The organism is Dethiosulfatarculus sandiegensis (assembly GCF_000931935.2).
GTDB classification, from domain to species: Bacteria; Desulfobacterota; Desulfarculia; order Desulfarculales; family Desulfarculaceae; genus Dethiosulfatarculus; species Dethiosulfatarculus sandiegensis.
The window spans coordinates 19,304-41,437 of sequence record NZ_AZAC01000034.1 but is presented as its reverse complement, the minus strand read 5'-3'; the positions used below and the strand labels follow the sequence as shown (position 1 = coordinate 41,437).

Sequence of the window (22,134 nt, the reverse complement as noted above, 5' to 3'; positions counted from 1 at the left end):
TCCACTCACATTAACTTAAGGCCCCCCGCCAACAAGACGGCGAAGGGCCTTAAGTATGAGGAAAGAAGGGCAAATTATCAGGAAAGCTTGAAAGCCACGTCCAGGTCCATGGGTCCGGCGGCTGTTTCCAGGGTGCGGGAGCGAACCTTGTTGAAACCGGCGTCGAGCATGGTCTGGGCGATCTCCCCCTGGTGGAAGGCTGTCATTTCGTCCCGCAAATGCGCGGTAAAGGCGGAAAAAAGCATTTCCTTGGGCTGGGTTCCCTGATGGGTCAGGCCGTCCTGGAAGCAGGCGAAGACTCCGCCCGGTTTCAGAGACTGATGTATTTTCTTGAAAATATCCGGCAATTCAGAACGGAAGAAATTAAAAGTCGCACTGGCCCAGACCAGATCGTAACTTTCTCCGATATCATCGTTTACATAGTCCGCGCCCAAGACGCTCACCCGTTCGGAAAAGCCGTAGCGATCTATGTATTCCTGGGCAACCTTGACCACAGCGGGCTGATCCAGAACCACGGCCTTGAGATCTGGATTGGCCTCGGCCAAGGCCAAGGCCACCAAACCCGGTCCCCCACCCATATCCAGCATCTTGCGCATTGAGTTGAAACTCGGCAAGGCTGACATCTGTTCCACTGCCAACTGGGCCAAACCCGCCCGGGCATATTGAGCATTGGCATGGGCCATTTTGGTCCATACCTCTTCGCTTCCGATGTGTTCGTGTTCCGTATCTTCTTCGAAACCCTGCTTCAGGTCTTGAGTCAGCGAGTTTAAAGGATCCAGCATCATTCTCCAGGAACCGAGCAATAACTCGCCGAGGCTGGCCTCGCCCTGAGAAGCCAGATACAGGGCGCCGGCTCTTGTGTTGGTATAAGTGTCTTGTTTTTTAGTCACAAAGCCAGAGGCCGCCAGGGTGTCTAAAAATATCCGGCAACGGAATTCCGGCACCTTGATCGCCTCTGCCACCTGCCCGACGGTTGCGGGCTCTTCCAAATAATCAAAGACTTTAAGTTCAAGGGCGCTCATCAATACGCGACCCTGTATTGTTTGATAGATCACATCGTGAATTTCCTTGAAGTCCACATCAAGGTCCGGCAGAAAAGACATCTATTTCACCCCTTTGCTGGAAAGTGCTCTTGATTGCAACAGGGCATTGGGCCAAGCAGGTTAAAATCGCCATGCCAGGCTTAGGCCCACCATCCTGGGAGCCGCCTCGTAACCCATGATGGAGCCGCCCCAATCGTATTTTTTAGTGAAGTAATCCTCGTCAAACAGGTTTTTGCTCCACAGGATAACCTCGTATTTTTCAGAGACGTAGCCCAGGCGCAGGTTCACTATGTTGTAGGCGTCGGTTTGGACCAGGTTGGTGGCGTCGTTATAAAACTCGCCCACCCCCAGGAAATCGACCCGCGCGGTCCAACCGGCGGCGTGACGGTATTGCAGGCCCAGGTTATAGGTGTATTTGGGCACATCCGGCAGGTCTTTGTCGCTGTAGTCGTATTGATAGACCCGGCCCATGTCGTCCATCTCCGTGGCCAGCCAATTGTCTATCTTGGCCTCTGTGTAGCCAAAACCGGCAAACACCTCAAAGCCCTTGGGCAAAATCGCCGTGGCCTCAAGTTCAAATCCCTGGGAATGGGCCTCGGCCGCGTTGCGCAGCTCGCTGTCGCCGATATCCGGGCTGTATTCCAGAACCTGCTTATCCTGCATGTCAATATAGAAAACACTCAGGTTAAGGGCCAGGCGGTCCTGCCACAGGCTGGTCTTGAGGCCCATTTCATAGTTCCAGGTGTATTCCGGCTCATAGCTGAACTGCTCTACGCTGGAATTGTTCCAAAAGCGGTATCCCCCGCTTAGATAGCCCTTGGCCGCGGAGGCATAGGCCATGGTTTGGGGGGTGAGGTCATAAGACACCGCCACACGGGGCAAGACCTCCTGGTTATCTATATCCTTGGACCAACTGTTGTTTGTCTGGCTCAGGTCCGTGACTGTCTGGTCTCCGGATTGATCCATTTGCTCAAACCGTAGGCCTGCTGTTAAATGCAACCTTTCAAAAAAGGTGTAGGTGGTCTGGCCAAAAAGCGCCGCGCCCTGGCTGTCCAACTCTGATTTGGTGCTGCCAAAGGTGGAAAAACTAAAGACTACGTCGTCGTCCTGCTGAAAAAGATACAGGCCCAAAAGCCATTTCCAGGGGTCTTTGTCTTGGGCCGCGGAGGAGATTCTGAACTCCTGGTTTATCAAAGAACTTTCATAGTCAGCTTCTGAAAAACCGTAGGGCATAAAAGAAAGATCCAGGTCTCCCGCGGTTTCGCATTCCCAATTGCGTCTGCCGGTTACTGAAACCAAATCTAATGTTTCACCCTGATATTTGATGCGCAGGTTCTGGCCGTTGCTGGTCTGCTTGTTCTTGCTTTTGGTGTAGTCGTAGTTAACTTTATTGCGTTCTGTTTCAAGAGGGCCTTTGGTAAAACGGTATAACCCGTCTCCGTCATCTGTGCTCAAGACATCGCCGATCAGGGCGATATCCCATTTTTGGGACGGAGTCCAGCGCAGGGTCGCCCGTGCGTTTGACCGGTCCACCCTGCCGATCTCATCGTCGTCATTGTAGATGTTCTTCATAAAGCCGTCTGAATTCTCAACCTGGCCGGCAAACCCCAGGTAAAGGGTGTCTTCCACCATGGGGCCTGAGACACTGGCCCCCAGCTTGTAGGAAGGGACAGAACCGTGGGAGGTGTCATAAAGGCCCAGGTCGGTGAAGACCTTGCCCTGCAGGTCGTTGCCCGGCTGTTTGGTTACGATCTTGATAAGGCCGGATTCGGTATTGCAGCCGTAAATCGTGCCCTGAGGGCCCCTCAAAACCTCCACCCGCTTGAGGTCGTATAGATCCCAATTGAACATGTAGTTAAAGACCAGGGGCACATCATCAATATAAACACCGGCCGGGCTGCTTAAGGTGTTGCTCATGGGAGTCACACCTCGAATCACCAGGTTGTTGGCATAGCTGTCTCTTTGGAGATAGACATTGGGCACATAGCGGGTGATCTCATCCACATTGAAAACACCCCGCTTTTCCAAGGCCTCACCACTAAATGCCTGCATGGAGACCGGCACTTTACGGATGTTTTCTTCCTGTTTTTGGGCAGTTACGATCATCTGACCCAGCCGGGATGAGTTCGGCTGTTTTTCTATTTTGGCCAGGGCATTGCCGGAAGCAAAAAGCCCCAAGGCCGCTGCCGCAGTCCCAAACACCAATATTTTCCTTATTGCGCTCTGCATTTTGGCTGGTTCCCCTTAATTTCAGAAATTTAAAACACTCTAAAAACTTTAAGAGGCCCAAAGTTTAAGTTGTTATCAGCTGGCTGTATTTAATCCCTTGCACAAATTTTTATATAAAAGGCACAAGGATAATAAGGGCGGGTTATGGGTTAAGATGCATCTTGAAATCGCGAAAGTGTTTAGATTTGTTAATTAAATCTATCGAGGAACTCTTCAGCTCCCTGGTTGGCCTGGCTTTGCTTGCGGAACTGGCCGGGTGATATGCCGAATTCGGCCCTGAAAGCGCTGGTAAAATGACTTTGAGCGCAATACCCGGAAGCCTGGGCAATCTCGGCCAGGGACATGCCGCTGGACTTCAGAAAAGCCATTGCCCTTTTGAGCCTTTCGGTGCGCAGCATTTCAAATACAGTCAAGCCGTAAAGTTCGCGAAAGCCTTGGGTAAGGCTGTTGCGGTTGAGTCCCACCCGCCTGGCCAGGTCTTCCAGCCTGGGCGGCTGGTTGAGGTTGGCCAAGAGAAATTCCCTGGCCCTGCGGACTGCATCCAGGAATTTATTTTCAAACTTAGACTCCTGGTTAATCCTCTCTTTTTGGGTCAAAAGGCATACCTGTAAAGCGATAAGCTCCACGGCCTTGGCATCCAAGAACAACTCGCGCGCGATTCCGGTATACGGGCAATCCAGCATTTGCCCGGCGATGGAGAACATAGCCTCATTCATGGGACCGGACTGCAGGCTGGGATTTTGGGGCGAGGCGTGACTGGCTTTTTGCAGGACAGGCAGCAGGAGCCCGGCCATATAGGCAGACCCCCGCATCAGCTCTTTGGGCTCCAGGACAATAGACAGGGTTATCCCTTTCTCACAAGGCTGGGGCTCAATTTCCCCCTGACATTTTTCAAAGGAATTGAAAGACCAAAAACCCGGCAATGAATTGGTGAGAAAGGTGTTCTTATCCTGACTTTCAATTAAAAACCGGCTCTTACCCATTAAGTGAAGTTCCAGCTCCACATATGGTCTATGAATCTCGAAAAAGAGTTTGCCTGGATAAGGATGGACCTGCTTCCACAGGTGCACTTGCAGGCCGGGTCGCCTGAACAATACCAGAGACAGGAAAGGCCCACCCTGCCCGCTTATGGTGAAAATTGGATCTTTCTCAATCAATTCGCTCACCTCACTGATGCCAATATCACCTAATTTTAGAAAAATAAAAAAATTAACATCTTCTAACTATATATGCACTATCTTATTTACAAGAACCGCAAACCCGCAGTCTTAAAAATCTGCTCAAGGCATAAAAAAACCCCGAGACAGCAAAAATTTGCCAACTCGGAGCGCACCCTACTTCTTTGCCCCCGAAGCTTCGCCCTTTCTTACGTATTTCCACGTACGCTAAAAGGCCTCTGACGAACAGGTATTCTGGCTCCCGGATCATCCCCGGCCGCGCCTTCCCACCCCTATTAAAAGCGGTAGTGGCTTAATTGCGGCCTTAAGTCCCCGATCACAGCGGCGGGACCGCGCCGGATTTCAACCGGCTTCCCTGCGATGCCTGACAGGCATCCGTCTGAGTTATGTGGTGTAATTAATTAACATTGTTGGGAAGGGGTGTCAAGGTGGGGGGAGGTGGGTAGCAAATGGGATATTTTGTGCCACGGAAAATAACGCTAATGGGTATAGTTCAAACACGCTAAAAGTTCTCAGTTTGTCTGGCACTACTTTCTGGAGAAATGCATAGGGCCATTGGGGGGATAGAAAGAAAAGTTTAGCCACTGCAAATAGCCGCCAGGTGAAATGCTTTCTTTGGAGGTTCTTCGAAATTAATATATCTCTTAAGTATTAAAGAAGTTGGGTCATTTTTAATATAAATTCTAGCCACACTCAACATCGGCCCATATGCAGATACCTCAAGACGGAAAGCATCTGCCGCGTTTATCTTAACTTTTGGCTCCTTAAAAAATTTATTCCCAAGTTGATACTCAACTTTTTCAATTTGCCCATCTGATAATGGACCTTTTCCATGTTGCTGAAGCCAAATGACAATATCTGCCACTTGACCTTCTATCAGAGACGGCCGCCATGTATGTACGAGAAATAAACCTTTATTGCCTTCATAAGTTTCTATACGTATACTTTCCAAATTTCTTTTACTGGTAGCTTCTCCTGCGATATTTACAGAAGAAATGTCCTCTTGAAAATAAAATTATTTTCTGGGTTGAACCCCTTAAAAATCTCCTGTCTTTTTAAGTATTCAGAGTAATATGGATCATCTTGTAATTCTTTTCTGAAGACTGTTTGCATAAAAAAAATACAACCGAGAAATAGTGGAACAAATACAATTGCAGATATTGCTAGGGATGGAGATAGCCATGAAGGGATTGCTAGATTAATAGCCGCTGTAAGGAATGCAGAAACTATAAGGAGAAGAGCTACAAACCAGACAGCCATTAATTGAATAGGCTTAGTAATTTTATACGCATCAATTTTTTGAGTTTGCATCTTACTCTACTTATCCATTAATAATCATTCTATACAACCACAGAACCATGTTTTTTGACATTTAGTTAATTTGAACATCCAAGCTAAGATTATAGAATCCTCCTAACAAAAGGTGCATGCGCATATACGGATTACTAAAATCCTTTTTAAAAAATAAAATATTTCCAACACCCAATTGTCATAACTGAAACGAACTATAATAATCTTCCATGCAAATTATCACGCCCACGTTCTTTGAGTATAATCCTTAAATCCGGCACCTTGCCATTCGAAGACCAAAAAATACTTTTCCCACGATATGCCATCACACGCCAAATCTTCTTGGCCAATAATAACAAGCAATTCTTCATTTAAATCTGGCTGCATTGCCCCTCTACAGATATAATTTTCTATCCTACTTACGACTTGTTCAGCATCAGATCTGTTTTTCCTGTATATAATGAGAATCTTTACCCCAGCTTTGACATTCAACAATTTCCACAAGCACCACAAGATCTTACTCATATTGTTTTCGTTCTCATGTTCAACTACTGCTAGTGGTTTATATATAGGCCATTCCTTTTCGATTTGTTCATCCCAATAGTCAAGAAATGTAGCATCAATTGAAAGGTATTCTGCGCTGGTATCATCTCTTTTCTGGTTTCTACAAGCCAATTTAGTACCCGCTTTTTTGGCCATCCTCCCAAATACTTTTTGCATAAATTCAGTAGTTTCTGTAGCAGTATTTGCATCGCAATCATTACTATTAATGACTTCAAAAAAAAGATCGTGCCAATTTTCAGCTCTCATCATCTACACTCCTCATAGCAAATAGATTATAAATATTTATATAAATCTCACAATATCGTGTTAGTATTCAATAATTTAAAAACATCAATTTGATGTTTTAAAACCCTATACCTCAAACCAATAAAGGCTTTAACTATTTTAAATAATAACTTAGTCAATTGCTATTAAAGCTGTTAAGCCGTTATTGCCAATTTTTCCATTCAAACCGACGAGAATTAGTAATTAATTTTACGACTAGCCTTTATCACTTTCACTTGGGCACAAGTTTAATAAAATATTTAATCGTGGTATCAACGATATATCCAAAATAACGAACAAGGGCGACTACTAAAATAATACAGTTATTAATAAGTTATCACCCACACTCATTAGACCTGATCCAAGGTAACAGCCTTTTCTTAATCCCCGAATTAACATGCGCCGGGTCACTTCCGAACGCCTTAAGGTTGGCTAAAACAAATAACTGGAGCAAGTGTGCCAATACTTAAATTAATTCACTAGTTTTTTAAAATTTGAACTGACTGTTTGGAAAAATTAATGCTGTCATTTCCAAAACCCTTATTCATATCTATTATCATGGCCGAGAGATCCCCTAAGGTGTGGTTAGCTCGGCTTTCTGATCGCGGCATAACCAAAACTCCAATTTACTTTAGCTCAAAACATATTTTTTTTACAAAACCTTTTTGAGATGAATATTAAAAAGTCCACGCGCAATTTTTAAACCAATAAACCGCTGGCACCAATTCCGAGCAACCCATTTGATTAATTATTCCCCAAAATAAAAAAAACGGTTAGGCCATTTTGACCTAACCGTTTGAAATATCTTTGGTGGGCTGCCAGTGGATCGAACACTGAACCTACGGATTAAGAGTCCGTTGCTCTGCCAGTTGAGCTAGCAGCCCTTTGTTTTGTGGCCGTTTTATTATCAGCCAATGACCCGGGCGTCAACCTTTTTTCTAAATAAGCGCTTCCCTACAGAGCTTTTCAAAATAGGCAAAACCCTTGGGGCCTTGTTCCAGATCATCGAGCCAGGCCTTGGGGATGGCGTCAAGGCCATGGTAGGCGCCTGCCATGGCGCCTGCCATGGCGCCTATGGTGTCTGTGTCCCCGCCCAGGGAGACGGCCATGACGACTGCATCTTTAAACGAGTCTGCCCACAAAAAAGCGCCCAAAGCCGGGCAGACCGCTTCCATGGTGCGCAGGTTCATTTCATATTCAGCCCAAAGGGCATCTTGGCACTCTTCTTCTGTGAGGCCCTGGGTGTCTGGCAGGGCCAAGAGGCGATCAGCGGCCTCTGGCGAGATATCTTCTATCTGCTCGGCCAGATAGGCCGTTACTATATCTGTTTGGGGCTTTTCCCCTTTTGCGCCCAGATCGCAGGCCAGGCCCACGGCCAGGGCCTGGGCGCAGGCCCCTGCCTGGGCCAGGGGGTGGGTGTGGGTGACCCGGCACTGGGCCAGGGCGGCCTTTTTTATCTCATCAAAGTGGCCCGCAAAAAAAGCCCCCACCACTCCCACGCGCATGGCCGCGCCGTTGGCCCAGGAATCCGAGGATATAGAGCGCCAGTCAGCTCCGTTTCTAAGCCGGTTCAAGGCGTCATAAGTGCGGCCGCCATAGCCCCTTTCAGGCTCGAAATTTTCGGCAAAGCGCCGGGCCAGATCTTGGGGTTCAATCTTTTTGTGCTTGACCAGGGTCTCGAGCACAGAAAGCATCATCTGGCTGTCGTCTGTGTAAGAGCCCTTGGGCAGGCGTCCGGGGCGCATGGAATCCAGGCGTCCGTGCACCTCTTTTATCTGGTCCGGGGGCCAACCCTCCACCGGCATGCCCAGGGCATCGCCGCACAAGCTGCCGAACACAGCCCCGGCCAGCCTCTGGTAAGCAAGCGCCTCTGAATTATTGCCCATTGTTCAGCACAGTCATAAGGGTAAGGTCGTCGTCCAGGGCCACGGTTTGGGAGTGTTTTAACAGGTTGTCCTCCAACTTGGCCAAAAAGCCCGGGCAATCGGCAGGATCCGCCTCGCGCAGAAGATCGGCCAGGCGATCATGACCAAAGGCAAGCCCCTTTGGATCGGCAGTCTCAAAGGCTGCGTCAGAAAATAAAAACAAAAGTTCACCGGGCTTCAGTTCATACTCAACCTGCTGATATTTCTGATTCTTGATTGTCCCCAGGAGCATATCCAGAGGCTCGAGTTTATCCAGGCTGCCGTCTTTGTGGCGCACCAGCGGGGGTGGATGGCCGGCAGAGGCATAGACCACCCTGCCGGTCAAGGGATCAACCACACCCATAAAAGCCGAGCAGAAGCTGTCTCCCAGAAAAATATTTTCCAGATCATTATTAAGCACAGTGAAGAGCCGGGCCGGCTGATGATGCAAGGGGCTGCGCTCCTGCCACATGGCATGCAGGGCCATGGTGTAAAGCGCGGCCGCTGTGCCGTGGCCGGTGATATCAGCCATTAAAAAGGCGTGTTTCCCGTTTTTAAGGGTGCGGATATTAAAATAATCCCCGCCTATGGCCTCGACCGGGTGATATACGGTCTCAAAACAGATTTTGCCCTTGGGTTTTTCAAAGGACATTACATGATGCTGGATCTGACGGGCCCTTCTCAAGTTCCTGATCCTTTCGGTCTCATCCCGAAAGACCTCGACCCCACCAATGACCTTGCCGTCTTTATTGCGCAAAGGCGCTACCGAGACCGTCACCGGCACCCTGGAACCGTCCTTTTTCTTGGCAAACAAAAGCACGGCGGATTTGGATTGCCGATCAGAGGCCATGGCCCTGTGTAAGGGACAGAGGCCGGGCTTGCAAAGGGGTTTTCCCTTTCGGTCCACATGCACCAGTACATCATTATGGCAGGGAACGCCTATCACCTCTTCGGCACTCCAGCCGGTGATGCGCTCGGCGGCCTTATTCCAATAGAGAATCCGGCATTTAAGATCTGTTACATAGATCCCGTCTGTGGTGTGATGCAAAATGGTCTCGGCGTTTATCCCGTTGGGCAAAGGCGTCATTCAAAACTCCTAAGACGCGGCAACAATAAGGGTTCCTGTCAGTTATCCATTACAAAACAACCAATTGGCCATAAGCCCTTGGTTGCGGTATCTTCATGGCAAGTATACATGGAGTGTTTTATGAATTACACCTGTAAAGACTATCGCCTGGAAAACCGGCTTCTGGCCCTGAAAAAACAAATAGAGGCCCCAGATCTGGATCCTGAACTACAGAAGGAAATCGAAGAAGAGATAAAGGAGCTGGAAAAGGCCCTGGGCATGGATTAAAAACGGCCCAAGGCGCTAACCTTGGGCCGTGGCATTCTTTGAGGAACCACTTTAACTTTAATCGATCTGGGCTTGTTCTTCGGCCTCTTCCACGGCCAGGGCCAGGTCTTCCCATTTGGTGGAAAGCTCTTCCAAGCGGCTCTGCACCTGGTTGTGCTCCTTGGAGAGTTCCTGCCAGCCGGACCAGTCGTCCTGAGGCGTCACCTCCACCATGCGGCTGGTAAGCTCATCCAGCCTTTGGGTGGCTTGCTCCACCTCTTCCTCAACCTTGGCCAGCTTATCCTTAAGGGGTTTGAGCTTGCGGTAAAGGGCGTTTCTGGCCTCTGCCCGCGCCCTTTTCGCCTCCTGGCTCTTGGGCTTGGGCTGATCCGGCTTTGATCCGGTTGCCGCCGCTTTTTTGGGGGCTTCCCCCCCCTGTTCGAGCCGGGAACGCCACAACCTGGCGAAATCGGTGTAGTTGCCGGGGAATATGGATATATTACCGTCATCCACATGCACAACCTTATTGGCCACCGAGTCTATCATATGGCGGTCGTGGGTGACTATGACCACTGTGCCGTCATAATTTTTAAGCGCCTGTTCCAGGACCTGACGCCCGCCGATATCAAGGTGGTTGGTGGGTTCATCCAAAAAGAGCACATTCGGCGACTGCAACAATAGTTTGGCCAAAACCAGGCGGCTGCGCTCGCCGCCGCTCAAGACTTTAACCTTTTTAAAGACCTCGTCGCCTTTAAACAGAAAAACACCCAAAACGGAGCGCAGCCTGGACTGAGGCATCAGACCGGCCACGCCTGAAAGTTCATTCAAAACATCGTTCTCAGGGTTCAAGTCTTCCAGGGCATGCTGGGAAAAGACCCCCATCTTCACCCTGCCGCCCACCAGGCGTCTGCCCTTGGTGGGCGGGATAATCCCGGCCAGCAGTTTGAGCAAAGTGGATTTACCAGCCCCGTTGCGCCCCAGAAGCGCCAGACGGTCGCCCCTTTGCACTTGAAAATCAAGCCCCTGATAAACCTTTTTCTCCCCATAGGAGAGGTCCACATCCAAAAGCTCGACCACCACCTTGGCCGAACGCTCCACAGGCGGCAGCTCCAGGGCAAGGCACTCTTCACTCGGCGGGGGTTTCAAACGCTCCATCTTTTCCAGTTGCTTGATGCGCCCCTGCACCTGTTTGGCCGTATCCGCCCTGGCCCGGTTTTTATCTATAAAGGTCTGGATCTCTTTGATCCGCTCCTGCTGCTGTTCATAGGCCGCCTGCTGGGCCTTGCGCCTGGCTTCGCGGTTGACTTCATATTCCGTGTAATTGCCGCCATAGGTGTAGAGCTTGCCGTCTTCCACCTCCACAATGCGGTTCACAACCTTATCCATGAAAACCCGGTCGTGGCTCACCAACACAATGGAAGAGCCGCTTTTGACCAGCTGCCCTTCCAACCAGAGCAAGGACTCCATATCCAGGTGGTTGGTGGGTTCGTCCAGGAGGATCACATCCGGGGCGGAGAGCAGAATCCTGGCCAGGGCGGCGCGCATTAGCCAGCCGCCGGAAAGTTCACCCACATCCCGGTTCAACTGCTCGGGCCTGAAACCCAGGCCAGCCAGGACCTTCTGCGCCCTGGCCTCCAGGTCATAGCCGCCCAGCCCCTCGAAAATGGTCTGAAGCTGACCCTGGCGGGCCAGGAGTTCGTCAATCTCCTCGGGGTCGGGATCATTGGCCAGGTCGGCATGGATCTGATGGATTTCTTCTTCTATCTTGGCAATGCGGTCGCCGGTGTCCATGGCCAGTTCCAAAACGGTCTGTCCGGAGAACTGCACCAGGTCCTGGGGCAGATACCCCACCTTTATTCCCTTGGCCTTGAAGACCTCGCCCCCGTCAGGGTCCACCTCGCCCAGAACAACCTTCAAGATCGTGGATTTACCGGCGCCGTTGGGGCCCACCAGGCCCATGCGCTCCCCCGGCCCCACATGCAGGCTGGCATCTCTTAATACATCCTGACGTCCGAAATATTTCTGAACTTGGTGAAGGGTTATCATGTCTTCTCTTTGGAATTTGAGATTTGAGTCAGCTGGAAAAACCGGTTGCAGCGGCTGTCTTCACTGGCAGGAAAAAACCACTTGGCTAAAAAAATATCAGGGCAAACCTAAATCATCGGGATGATTCCCCTGCCCTATCCTGCCAAAGCGGGAATCAATATACCTCATTTTGATGGTTTTTGCCGCCCGGAGCTTTGGGTTTCAGGCCTTGGGCTCGGATTCATCCTTGGGTTTCACCTTGGGCGCTTTCCAAAAGGCATTGGAATCGTCTGAATCAAAGGCCGTGGTCAGGGTTCGGCCACCCGTGTAAAGCAAAATCGCACCCAATACCTGAAAAATCAAGGCAGTGCCAAAAGACGCGAATATCCAGGGCAAAATAAAAGTGGCCAGGCAAAACCCTATCAAAAGTCCGGCCACAATCTTGTGGTGCCTGCGCAGAAAGGCCTCGAACTGAAGTTTTTTTTGCCTTTCCGGGTCGTTCTCGTACATTGGGTCATCCTCTACCGTGATTGGTTTCATAAAAACCGGCGATAAAACATCCGGCCCGGATCAGGCCTGTTTCAGGAAAATCCAATCCTACCAGAGCAACTTATCTTTTGCCTTAATGCTGCGTTTTGATATATGCTATCTATCATTATAGGTATAGTATGAAAAAACCAATCCCCATAATGCCGCGAAGGAGTGTGCACTCCTGTCGATTGCGCGGCGTCGGGGCCTTTAGTGAACCTTCCTTTTGCAAGAAGGTCAGAGGGCTTCGGCGTCACCCCGAAAACAACAAGGCACAGCTTTGGTCAAGGCCTATCATCCCCGCGGAAGCTCACGCACAACTCTGTCCTTTATTTGCGAATCCTGAACAGTCAAGCGAAAACAGGAACCTTTTCACCGACTTAAGCAAATCCCCCCACCCCCGATTTTCCGGGGCCTTAAGGCAAACAACCCGGAAAAGACGATGCAGTTCGGCCCGGCCAAACCGGCGGAACCGGCAAACGGGCTTTTGAGGGCAGGCCATATGCCTGCCTCGTGGAAAGCCCGCATGTAGAAACACCGGGCCGTCTTTAACAGAGCGGTCCGGCGGAACATGTAATCAACGCAGAGCGGGGTTGTTGTCAAGCCAACCGGTCTGCGGCTGGAAAGTTCAGGAGGACTTTGTCAGCAATCAGGGATAGTCGGTTTTCATTACGAAAGGAGTTTACCGCATGATCAAATTCAGTGATCGCCAACTGAAAACCCCCAGATTATTACGTCCGGTATATCTGGTGACCGCGGGACAATCCAAATTTGATCGGGCCATACCTGAAAAAAGAACCGAGGAACTTTGCATAGACGCCCTTACCATGGCCGCCAACCTCATAGGCAAATCTCCGGCTGAACTGAAAAGTTATATCCATTCCTGCTATTACGGGCACTTTGCCGATCACTTTGGCGATCAACTTTTGGGAGAAGCGGTAATCCACGACCGGCTGGGTATGGACCCCTTGGGCAACATAGGCATAAAGACCGGCGGGGCCACCGGCGGCTCCACCCTGTGGGAGGCTGTCAAGGCAGTGGCCTCGGGCTATTCGGACTGCGTGCTGGCCATGGGCTGGGAGCGCATGGACGAGGTGCCCACAGACGAAGGCAATAACTATATCTCCTGCGCGGCCGACAAAGACTGGGAAACGCCCCTGGGGCACATCTACACCGGTTATTACGCGGTCATGGCGCAGCGCTATTGGCAGATCTTCGGCAAGGAGGAGGAGAGCTTCCGCCGCACCATGGCCGAAATCTCGGTAAAACATCATGAATACGCCAGGCACAATCCCTTTGCCCATGCCCCCTTGAAGATCACGATCGATGACGTGCTCAACTCTCCGGTGGTGGCCTATCCCCTGCGCGCCCTGGACTGCTGCGTGATGAGCGTGGGTGCGGCCTGCGCCATTATCTGCGACGAGGATACGGCCATGGAGCTGACCAAGGACTCGCCCCACAAACCCTTGCGCATCTGGGTGACGGCCGGCTCCCACACCTTAAGGGTGGCGGACAGAAGGCACATGGAGATTCCGCTTCTCCCCCATGAAACCCCCGGTATGTATGCCGATCTGGGTGAACGCTTCCCCGGCGGTGACCGCTATCCCGGATTCACCGGTTTTCTGGCCACCCGCATGGCCTGCTACTATGCCTACCGCATGGCCGGGATACGTGACCCCCTGGAAGACTTTGATGTGGCCGAGCTGCACGACGCCTTCACCATCAGCGATATCCAGTCCTATGAGGATGTGGGCTTCAGGCCCTATGGCCAGGGCAGGGAGTATGTGGAGAGCGGCGACTGCTACTTTAAAAATCCCAAAACCGGGGAGCCGGGCAAACTGCCCTCAAACATCTCCGGCGGGTTGATCGGCTGCATGCACGCGGTTGGGGCCACGGGCATCATGCAGACCTTTGAATGCGCCCTGCATATCTGGGACCGCTGGGCGGAGCTGCACGGCGATGAAGCCAGGTGGAAGGAATTCAACCGGGAAAAACCGGCCGACTGGAAAGACCTCACGGTCAAGGGAGCCAAACGGGCCCTGGCCATAAGCCACGCCGGGGTGGGCTCTCATGTTACGGCCACTATCCTCATGGACCCGGATAACGTTTTGGTTTAGGGGTGTAAGGCTTCCTTAGCCGGAACCAATGGCCCAATCAGCGCTTTTTCAAAGGTAAGTTGCGCCAGGCGCAAAAGGGAGAATCAAGCATGAGCATATTCGGAACCGTGCAGGTAAAGGACGGCAAATATAAGATCAAGGGAGATTTTCACCATATAACCCCCAACCAGCCCATCAGAAATGCGGATGAAGGCTGGCGGCTGGTAGGGGTGACCAACCCCAGGGAGATCATCCACATTCACACCTATGGCGGAGAAGCCCCATTTTTCGAAAACCTGGGCAAGGGAAAGATATACGCCACGCGCTGCGACAACCCGGACTGCGAATTCAAGGGCACCATCTATCTGCCGTTTCGCATTCACTGCGCGGATTGCCTCTCTAAAAATACGGTAATCGACCTGACAGACGTCTGCAAAACCACGGCCCGCATCCACTCCTTCATGATCTGCGAGCGTTCAGGGGCCTTTAACACGCTGGAAAAACCGATTAAATTCATAAATGTTGAATTCGACGGGGTGGACACAATCCTGATGAGCTATCTGCAGATAGGCAATCCCGCCATAGGCGACAAGGTGGTCCCCATCTTCCGCACCGTAAACCCCACCTACACCATCCAAGACCTCTCCTGGGTGGTGGAGGGCGTTCCGGAAAGCGATCTTCCCGAAGGATTCACCTACGGCTGAGCCTTAATCACCAGCTAAACCATGCTCCGGGGCCTCGTCAGGGCCCCGGAGCATGCCTCCTAAATCCTGATTTTGTTTTTCCATGCAACCAATCTATTTGGTGGTATACTGCCATTTAGCCTGGGACCGGCCGAGTCTTCAAGACCAGCCGGGGCTGGGCATTTTTGCTTTTATAACAAGGATCTGACCTGAGCTAAAAATCCAATAAAACCCCGGCCTTGTAAAGAGGATTTAGTTGGACAACACACAAGATCAAAAAGCAGGTTTCGCCTATGCCCTGGCGGCCTTTCTCTTTTGGGGATTAAACCCCTTATATTTCAAGGCAGTGGGAAGCGCCTCGCCCATGGAGGTGTTGGCGCATCGCATACTCTGGTCCGTGCCCTTTATCGCGATAATGCTTTGTTTTGGCAAGCACTGGGGAGAGCTTAAAAAATCCGCATCCTCCCCCAAGGTGCTTGGCACCCTTTTTGTCACCGCTGTTCTGGTGGCGGTAAACTGGTTGATATTCATCTACGGCATATCTGTTGACAAGGTGCTCTATTGCAGTTTGGGTTATTATTTCACACCGCTGTGCAATGTCTTGATGGGAATGATCTTTTTAAAGGAAAAACTCAGCAAAAAACAGATCCTGGCTGTCACTCTGGGCCTCATAGGCACCCTGAACCTGACTATCTATTACGGCCAATTACCCTGGATATCCCTGGCCCTGCCGCTCACCTTCAGCACCTATGGCCTTTTACGCAAAACCGTGGCCATTGAATCCATGCCCGGCCTGTTTGTGGAAACCGCCCTACTCTCTCCCCTTGCCCTGATTTATCTGATCTATTTGAATAACGCGGGTGAGATGACCTTTTATCACCAGGGCTGGGACATATCCCTTTTACTGATAGCGGCAGGGGCCATCACCTCTTTGCCCCTGATCTGGTTCACCGCAGGCGCCAGGCGCATGCGCTTTGCCACTATAGGCCTTTTTCAGTACATAGCCCCCAGCTTCACTTTTTTCCTGGCCGTGGCCATATTTGACGAACCCTTCGGCCTGCCGCACCTGGTTACCTTTGCCCTTATCTGGGGCGGTCTGGGCATCTTTGCCTTTGATACCTTTAAACAAGCCAGGGCCTGAATAACAACTCTGCTACGGTTTTTCCCGGAAAAAACGTTTTTATTTTCCCGGAAAAACCGTTTTTTATCACCCTCGCCTTTTTTCCTGTGAAATATAAACCCGTTCCTTGTCTTTTGTGGGTAATACTTATGCACCAATTACTCCATGCTGAACCTTTCCAGCAAGTTCTGCCCGATGCAAGTACTTGGATATAAAACATTTATTCGAATAAATTAACATTTGGCACACCCTCTGCATTATAGCAAGCCAAACAACGCGGAACCCCAAATTAAAGGAGCATATAAAATGAAAAAAACCGCGATTACCGCAGTAGTGTTCGGCTTGATCGGACTTGTCAGCGTGGCCGCCTGGGCCGCCCCCAGGGGAATGGGTTATGGTCAGGGTCAGGGCCCCGGATTTCAGCAAATGACACCTGAGCAGCGGGCCGAGTTCCAAAAGAATGCAGAAGAATGGCAAAAGGCTCATGCCGCCTTTTTGCAGGACACCGTGGAATTGCGCAAGCAGCTCGCCGACAAGCGCATCGAGATGCGAGCGCTCACCAGCCAGCCCGGGTTTGATCGGGCGCAGGCGGTGGCCATGGCCAAGGAGATGATCCAGCTCAGGGGCAAGCTGGCGGAGAAGCGCGTTGACCATATGTCCAAGTTCTCCAACTGGGGTCTCGGCTTTGGCCCCCGCTTTGGCAAGGGCGGCCCTGTAGCCGGCGGTTTTTGCCCTAACGGCGGCAGCCCCAGGGGCAGAGGTTATCACCACCGCGGGGGCGGCCATGGCTACGGTGGTCATAACTGGGGCGGTGGTTACGGACCCGGCGGCGGAGCCTGCTTCCGCTAGACAAGAAAAATATACGCCGGATACTGAATCTCGGTTAATCTATAAAACATAAATCCGGGGCAGACCTGATAACCGGGTCTGCCCCGATTTCTTGCCCCCCCAATAAAACCGGCAGGAGTTCCATGGCAAAGGCCAAAGACAAAATAAAAACTCAGGAAACCGCCTGGACCTGGTTCATCCTGGCCGCTCTCATGGTGCTTATCTTCAGCGTGCTTGCCATAACCACCTTGCAACGCCTGGAAGCAGGCAAACAACTCCAGGAACAGGCCCTTGAGCGACAGGGCCTTGACAGGGTCCGAATTCTGGAGGGTTTGGTCAGGGCCACCATGCGGCGGGGATTCTGGCGTCCCAATCTTCTGGAGACTCTTTTGGAAGAGATGCTGGCAGACCCGGCAGTGACCGGCCTGGCCATCATCAAAGACCAGAATAACGTATTGGCCCAAACCGGGGCCAAAGGCTGGCCCATGTATGAGAAGAACGCCCTCACAGGGCTTTCGCCTGAAATAAAAGACCGCATCAGCCGGGGCCTTACGGTGCAAGGCTTTGTGGGCGATGAATTCATTGTGGGAATGCCTTTTGAGCCCCTGCGCAGGTTCAGACGCATGGGACGGTCCCTTCCCGCCTGGGCCCAACGCCTTGACCAGGAGCCACCGCCGCCACCGGGCATGGAGCGCGGCCCAGGGCCTCATCACGGCGGACACATGATGATGCGCCACCAAAATATTCAACCCTTTGAGGCCTATGCCCTGGTCCGACTTTCGGCCGAAAATTATCACGCAAATCAAGCCCAGGCCTTGAACCAGGCGCTCTTGCTGGGCCTTTTGATATTCCTGGCCGCGGGCACGGTGGCCAGCCTGATCTGGGTCTCAGCCAGGAGGCGCTCCCAGGAGTTGGACCGCCTGCGCCGGGAGGTGGCGGAATCCAGCCACTTGGCCGCCCTGGGCAGGCTGGCGGGTTCTGTGGCCCATGAGGTGAGAAACCCTCTAAGCGCCATCAGGGGGATGGTGCAGTATTTGGCCAAAGGCAAGGCCCCGGAATCCAGAGAGGCGGAGATAGCCAAAACCGCCGTATCAGAGGTGGACCGCCTGGAAAGGGTTGTTTCCGGTCTTTTGGAATACACCAGGCCCAGAAAACCGCGCATGGTTTCCCTGGATCTGGGGGAAAGCGTTGAGAGTGTGGTTGACCTCCTTGGCGGTGACCCCAGGTGCGAGGGAGTAGAGCTAAGGACAGAGGTTAAGCCCGATCTGCCCCCTGCCCTGGCCGATCCGGATCAGGTGCGTCAGGTTCTGGTGAACCTGGTTGTCAATGCCGTACAGGCAGTGGACGGTGAGGGAAAAGTGGAAATCACCGCCCGTGTGTCAGGAAAAATGCTGTGGGTGGATGTGGCGGACAATGGTCCGGGCCTGCCCCAAGGTGAACCGGATCAGATATTTGATCCATTTTTCAGCACTAAAGAAAGAGGCACCGGCCTGGGGCTTGCCATTGTCAGGCGCATCATAAAGGCCCATGGTGGAGAGTTAAAGGCTCAAAACCGGGAAAAAGGAGCCTTGGTCAGCTTTTCATTGCCCAAGGCTTAGAACGAAAACCGCTTCCTCACCGAGCAGACCAGTCATCAAGGCTATGGAAAGGGTCATCAGGGGTTGCAATCAGGCGGTAATCAATAAATATGGTTCTATCAAATTCTCGTCCTGCTCCCCGGCCTTAAATAAATTTTTCAATGTGAACATGGAAGCCCTTGAAAAATAGATAGAAAGGTTCAAACCGGAAGCATTGGGCAACAACTGGAAATGATAGCCCATTCTAAGAAAACACTTGGCCGGGTGAATCTAAGGGTTCAAAAAATATGTCACGCTCATAAAAAAGCTGGCGCTATGGTTAAGGTTAACACATTTTTATCGTTCATCTATTAAAGCCAGCCGCACCCCTTACAGTCGCCTTCCGGCCAACACTTGAGGTGAGCTTCACACAGCAAAGCCGGGTCGGGGTATAGCTGTTGACTTGTGGCTTCTCATTTCGATCAAGCTTGGAAGTCACTTCAGTTATTAAACCGAACCCCCCGGACAAAATTTCGGGCAAAAATCCGTCAAGTTCCGCACCGCATGCGGGTTGTTAACGGTTACTGTATTCAGTACTTTTTCATGGCAGATACGATTAATTCCACCCTGCCCCGGCCACATTGACCATTTTCAAAACAAGCTCAAAATAAAAACCGCCCTACACAGATGCTGCCTTCAAAACCCGTGACAAAAAGATTTAGGCCGGATAACAAGGCAAAATAAGCCATGATCTGCCTGATAGAGTTCAACGCCTGTGTGTTCCCACTCTCCCACCTCAGTTCATCTCAAGCATTTTATCTTGCCAACACATCAAAATAACAAGCTTTTTTCGTTTACGCTTGAGACGTATTACCGTTTAGCACTAAAAAATTAAAATAAAACAATAAAAAATTATTGAAAAATATTACTTTCTACTTGACTGCCTTTAATTAAAGCTCTAAAGTTGCCCGTGAGATCCGGGTTGGTTATGGGATTAATTCCATTCTTCTACTGAGTGAGAGGTAAAACCAAAGAGCCTTGCCAAAGGAAACAAAATGCCTGAATTTGCAAAAACAACTAAATCAGCCGTGTTTTCCTGGCCCCTGCTTGCCTTGGGCGCAGTGCTCCCCTTGGCGGCAATCATGTATTTGGCGACCCGGTGTTTTGAGATGGATTTTGTGAATGAATTTTCGTTAACGGCGCTTATACCCATCAAACTAGTGACGGAGCTTTTTTAACCATGGACAGCATGAGTAAAATTAAAAACACCAGCAGAAAACTGCGCTTTTGCTGCCTCGGCATAATGATCGCAACGCCGATTGTCATCGCCCTGGCTTGGATAAACCTTAACCACTATCCTGCACTGATCAGGGAACTCCCCATAAAGCCAATGGCCGAGTTGCCGGCAACCGCACTTTTGCTGGGCTTTGGCATAGACATGATCAGCGCCTCGATCATCATGTATGCAGTTTATAAACTTTACAAACTCTTTGGGCTCTACGGTGAAGGGCGGATATTTAACAACCAGGTGGTGAATTGCTACCGCATGTTGGGACGAGTGATCATCATAGCGGTGCCGCTGGGTATATTGGAAGAAACCCTGATGGTGCTGATGATCACATTTTTCACTTACCCTCCGGGTCAGAGGCTGTTATCCATAGGGCTTTCCAACGACAGCTTCATGCTTCTTTTCATCGGCGTCTCATTGCTTACCGCTTCCTGGGTGATGGATGAAGCCAGAAAACTCAAAGAAGACCAGGAATTGATTATCTGAAAGCTTTTCCATTAACTCAGCGGGAGTTGCCATGTCCATAATCGTGAATCTGGATGTAATGTTGGCCAGACGAAAGGCCAAATCAAAGGATTTGGCCAAACATATCGGCATTACCGAACAAAACCTGTCTTTGATTAAAAACGGCAAGATTAAAGGCATACGTCTTGCCACACTGGAAGCAATTTGCGAATACCTCGAGTGCCAGCCGGGTGACATTTTAGAGTACAGAAAAAACAGTTGATAAAAAAACAGGGACAACCATGCCCCTTCAACAGCCCGATAGAAGAAATGGTTAGAAGGAGGATTTTTAGATGAATAAATCAACAGATATTGAAAAGGCCAGCAGCAGAATGCAAAAGGTCTGCGCCCTTTTCATGATTCTTCTGCCCCTTGGGGTGGCTTTGATCTGGTTCAATGTAAATCAAAAAACGCCTAACCTGGATCCTTGGATTTCAAGCCTGCCCATAGAGCCCAAAGGCCCTATCCCCTTTACCGGCATAATCATGGGCATGCTGGCCGCCATGTTGCCCACAGGAGTGGTTATTTATGCTCTGGCCAGGCTTAGAGGGCTCTTTGGCCTTTACGCAAAGGGAAGTGTTTTTGAATTTGAAAACGTCAAATGCTATCGGGATCTGGGCAGGGCCATCCTCATCTGGGGCCTGTTCTGCATGCTGAGCAAAACGTTGCAGGTTCTCATAATAACCTTTTTCACCTACCCTCCAGGGCAAAGGCTTTTGGTTCTGGGAGTCGGCCCAAACGAAATCGGAGCGGTTTTTATCGGGGTGGTGGTGATAATAATCAGCCGGGTTATGGAAAAAGGGCGTTTAATCAACAAGGAAAACTCATTAATCATTTAACCTTCAAAACACTAACTGGGAATATTTATCGATTATTGGATAACGTTTTCCCAATTAAGGCCTGACAGAAGATATCAACTTTAAGGCGGTGCAAAACAAGGCCAAAAAGACTTAATTCTCAGTTTAATTGGTTTATCCGATCTAATAGTCAACAAATAAAAGGGGCCTTGATCTTTCCACAACAATAGATATTGTAAAGATCAAGGCTCTCTTTTCCGAAAAAATTACCTTTTAAAATATTCCTAAAGGATCATCAATCGGCTTTCCTTATCTCAGCGCTAACCTCATGACCAAGCTCATCCAACTCCATGGATGAGGCATAAACTTCGCCCACCCGGCATATCGGCACTGCGGCCCTGGGTTCAGTATCATGGCTCATCGGCGTGGGGCCAAAGAACAGACAGAACCAGTTATTTGACTGATGATAGGCCAGCTCGCCGATCTCCATCTCCTCAAGAGTGTCCTGTTTTACGCCCATTACCGGCTTATCGATTTCTCCGTAAAGCTCCTCGCCCCAGGTTGTGGCCTCCCAGGTAAAGGGGAGTTGAGCGGCCAAAGCCCGACCCAGAGGGGAATTATCCAGTTCTCCCTTGATCCGGGTTCCTCCTACCTCAATTATGATTGCAGTTGACATTTTTCTCCTCTTTGATAAGGGGATTAAGATTTATATTTTTACTGAATCCGATGTATCCAAAGAGCCCTTTAATTCCATTGTGGCGAAGGACTTTCAAAGCCGCAAGTATTTATGAGATTCTGTAGTGATTTTTTTGATATTAATTTAAAAATATAACAAAAAATTAATATCTCAATAAAAGTCTGAAGTCCTAATCGATAAATAATCTAAAATTGTCCCAAAAATCAC

The 22,134-nt window shown here is 50.3% G+C and carries 20 protein-coding genes, 1 tRNA gene and 1 riboswitch; of the genes, 10 read left to right on the top strand and 11 right to left on the bottom strand.

The window, feature by feature from the left end; all coding sequences use genetic code 11:
* Positions 1 to 77 precede the first annotated feature (77 nt).
* The 8 genes from X474_RS17760 to X474_RS17720 all read right to left on the bottom strand — a co-directional run bounded on the left by X474_RS17760 (position 78) and on the right by X474_RS17720 (position 9,559).
* Complete coding sequence (locus tag X474_RS17760; protein ID WP_044350821.1) at positions 78 to 1,103, bottom strand: class I SAM-dependent methyltransferase; 1,026 nt, start codon at positions 1,101 to 1,103, stop codon at positions 78 to 80.
* Positions 1,104 to 1,163: 60 nt separating this feature from the next.
* A complete protein-coding gene (locus tag X474_RS17755; protein ID WP_044350820.1) occupies positions 1,164 to 3,272 on the bottom strand; it encodes a TonB-dependent receptor in 2,109 nt (702 codons plus the stop codon).
* A 188-nt stretch (positions 3,273 to 3,460) separates the two neighbouring features.
* On the bottom strand, positions 3,461 to 4,429 hold the full coding sequence (locus X474_RS17750; protein WP_156360825.1) for a helix-turn-helix domain-containing protein: 969 nt from the start codon (positions 4,427 to 4,429) through the stop codon (positions 3,461 to 3,463).
* A gap of 228 nt (positions 4,430 to 4,657) precedes the next feature.
* Positions 4,658 to 4,844, bottom strand: a riboswitch (cobalamin riboswitch).
* Between the two features lie 183 nt (positions 4,845 to 5,027).
* A complete protein-coding gene (locus X474_RS17745; RefSeq protein ID WP_156360824.1) occupies positions 5,028 to 5,315 on the bottom strand; it encodes a pYEATS domain-containing protein in 288 nt (95 codons plus the stop codon).
* Positions 5,316 to 5,980: 665 nt separating this feature from the next.
* Positions 5,981 to 6,553, bottom strand: a complete 573-nt coding sequence (locus X474_RS17735) for a hypothetical protein (protein ID WP_044350814.1) — start codon at positions 6,551 to 6,553, stop codon at positions 5,981 to 5,983.
* 823 nt (positions 6,554 to 7,376) lie between these two features.
* Positions 7,377 to 7,452 (bottom strand) — tRNA-Lys (locus X474_RS17730).
* A gap of 54 nt (positions 7,453 to 7,506) precedes the next feature.
* Complete coding sequence (locus tag X474_RS17725) at positions 7,507 to 8,454, bottom strand: ADP-ribosylglycohydrolase family protein (protein ID WP_044350813.1); 948 nt, start codon at positions 8,452 to 8,454, stop codon at positions 7,507 to 7,509.
* A complete protein-coding gene (locus X474_RS17720; RefSeq protein ID WP_052515366.1) occupies positions 8,444 to 9,559 on the bottom strand; it encodes a SpoIIE family protein phosphatase in 1,116 nt (371 codons plus the stop codon). The genes X474_RS17725 and X474_RS17720 overlap by 11 nt, the downstream gene beginning before the upstream one ends.
* A 120-nt stretch (positions 9,560 to 9,679) precedes the next feature.
* On the opposite strand from X474_RS17720, the gene X474_RS26565 reads away from it, so the two are divergent.
* Entirely contained in the window at positions 9,680 to 9,826 is a 147-nt protein-coding gene (locus tag X474_RS26565) for a hypothetical protein (RefSeq protein WP_197282177.1), read from the top strand.
* Positions 9,827 to 9,883: 57 nt separating this feature from the next.
* Here the strand turns inward: X474_RS26565 and X474_RS17715 are convergent, their stop codons facing one another.
* Both X474_RS17715 and X474_RS17710 read right to left on the bottom strand, forming a co-directional pair.
* Entirely contained in the window at positions 9,884 to 11,851 is a 1,968-nt protein-coding gene (locus tag X474_RS17715; RefSeq protein WP_044350812.1) for an ABC-F family ATP-binding cassette domain-containing protein, read from the bottom strand.
* A 201-nt stretch (positions 11,852 to 12,052) separates the two neighbouring features.
* The gene (locus X474_RS17710) at positions 12,053 to 12,340 is read right to left on the bottom strand and encodes a hypothetical protein (protein WP_044350811.1); all 288 of its coding nucleotides are present in this window, start codon (positions 12,338 to 12,340) and stop codon (positions 12,053 to 12,055) included.
* Between the two features lie 707 nt (positions 12,341 to 13,047).
* Between X474_RS17710 and X474_RS17705 the strand changes: the two genes are divergently transcribed.
* The 9 genes from X474_RS17705 to X474_RS17665 all read left to right on the top strand — a co-directional run bounded on the left by X474_RS17705 (position 13,048) and on the right by X474_RS17665 (position 21,272).
* Entirely contained in the window at positions 13,048 to 14,475 is a 1,428-nt protein-coding gene (locus X474_RS17705; protein WP_052515365.1) for a thiolase C-terminal domain-containing protein, read from the top strand.
* Between the two features lie 89 nt (positions 14,476 to 14,564).
* Entirely contained in the window at positions 14,565 to 15,158 is a 594-nt protein-coding gene (locus X474_RS17700) for a Zn-ribbon domain-containing OB-fold protein (RefSeq protein ID WP_044350810.1), read from the top strand.
* A 235-nt stretch (positions 15,159 to 15,393) separates the two neighbouring features.
* Complete coding sequence (gene rarD, locus X474_RS17695) at positions 15,394 to 16,278, top strand: EamA family transporter RarD (RefSeq protein ID WP_044350809.1); 885 nt, start codon at positions 15,394 to 15,396, stop codon at positions 16,276 to 16,278.
* A 285-nt stretch (positions 16,279 to 16,563) separates the two neighbouring features.
* Entirely contained in the window at positions 16,564 to 17,106 is a 543-nt protein-coding gene (locus X474_RS17690; protein WP_044350808.1) for a periplasmic heavy metal sensor, read from the top strand.
* Between the two features lie 122 nt (positions 17,107 to 17,228).
* Complete coding sequence (locus tag X474_RS17685) at positions 17,229 to 18,683, top strand: ATP-binding protein (protein ID WP_052515364.1); 1,455 nt, start codon at positions 17,229 to 17,231, stop codon at positions 18,681 to 18,683.
* 1,013 nt (positions 18,684 to 19,696) lie between these two features.
* Positions 19,697 to 19,879, top strand: a complete 183-nt coding sequence (locus X474_RS17680) for a hypothetical protein (protein WP_044350806.1) — start codon at positions 19,697 to 19,699, stop codon at positions 19,877 to 19,879.
* A gap of 2 nt (positions 19,880 to 19,881) precedes the next feature.
* Entirely contained in the window at positions 19,882 to 20,415 is a 534-nt protein-coding gene (locus X474_RS17675; RefSeq protein WP_044350804.1) for a DUF2975 domain-containing protein, read from the top strand.
* Positions 20,416 to 20,446: 31 nt separating this feature from the next.
* A complete protein-coding gene (locus tag X474_RS17670) occupies positions 20,447 to 20,656 on the top strand; it encodes a helix-turn-helix domain-containing protein (RefSeq protein WP_044350803.1) in 210 nt (69 codons plus the stop codon).
* 70 nt (positions 20,657 to 20,726) lie between these two features.
* Positions 20,727 to 21,272 carry a DUF2975 domain-containing protein gene (locus tag X474_RS17665; RefSeq protein WP_044350802.1) on the top strand — a complete coding sequence of 182 codons (546 nt, stop codon included), beginning with the start codon at positions 20,727 to 20,729 and terminating at the stop codon, positions 21,270 to 21,272.
* Positions 21,273 to 21,525: 253 nt separating this feature from the next.
* Here the strand turns inward: X474_RS17665 and X474_RS17660 are convergent, their stop codons facing one another.
* The gene (locus X474_RS17660; RefSeq protein WP_044350800.1) at positions 21,526 to 21,906 is read right to left on the bottom strand and encodes a cyclophilin-like fold protein; all 381 of its coding nucleotides are present in this window, start codon (positions 21,904 to 21,906) and stop codon (positions 21,526 to 21,528) included.
* Positions 21,907 to 22,134 lie beyond the last annotated feature (228 nt).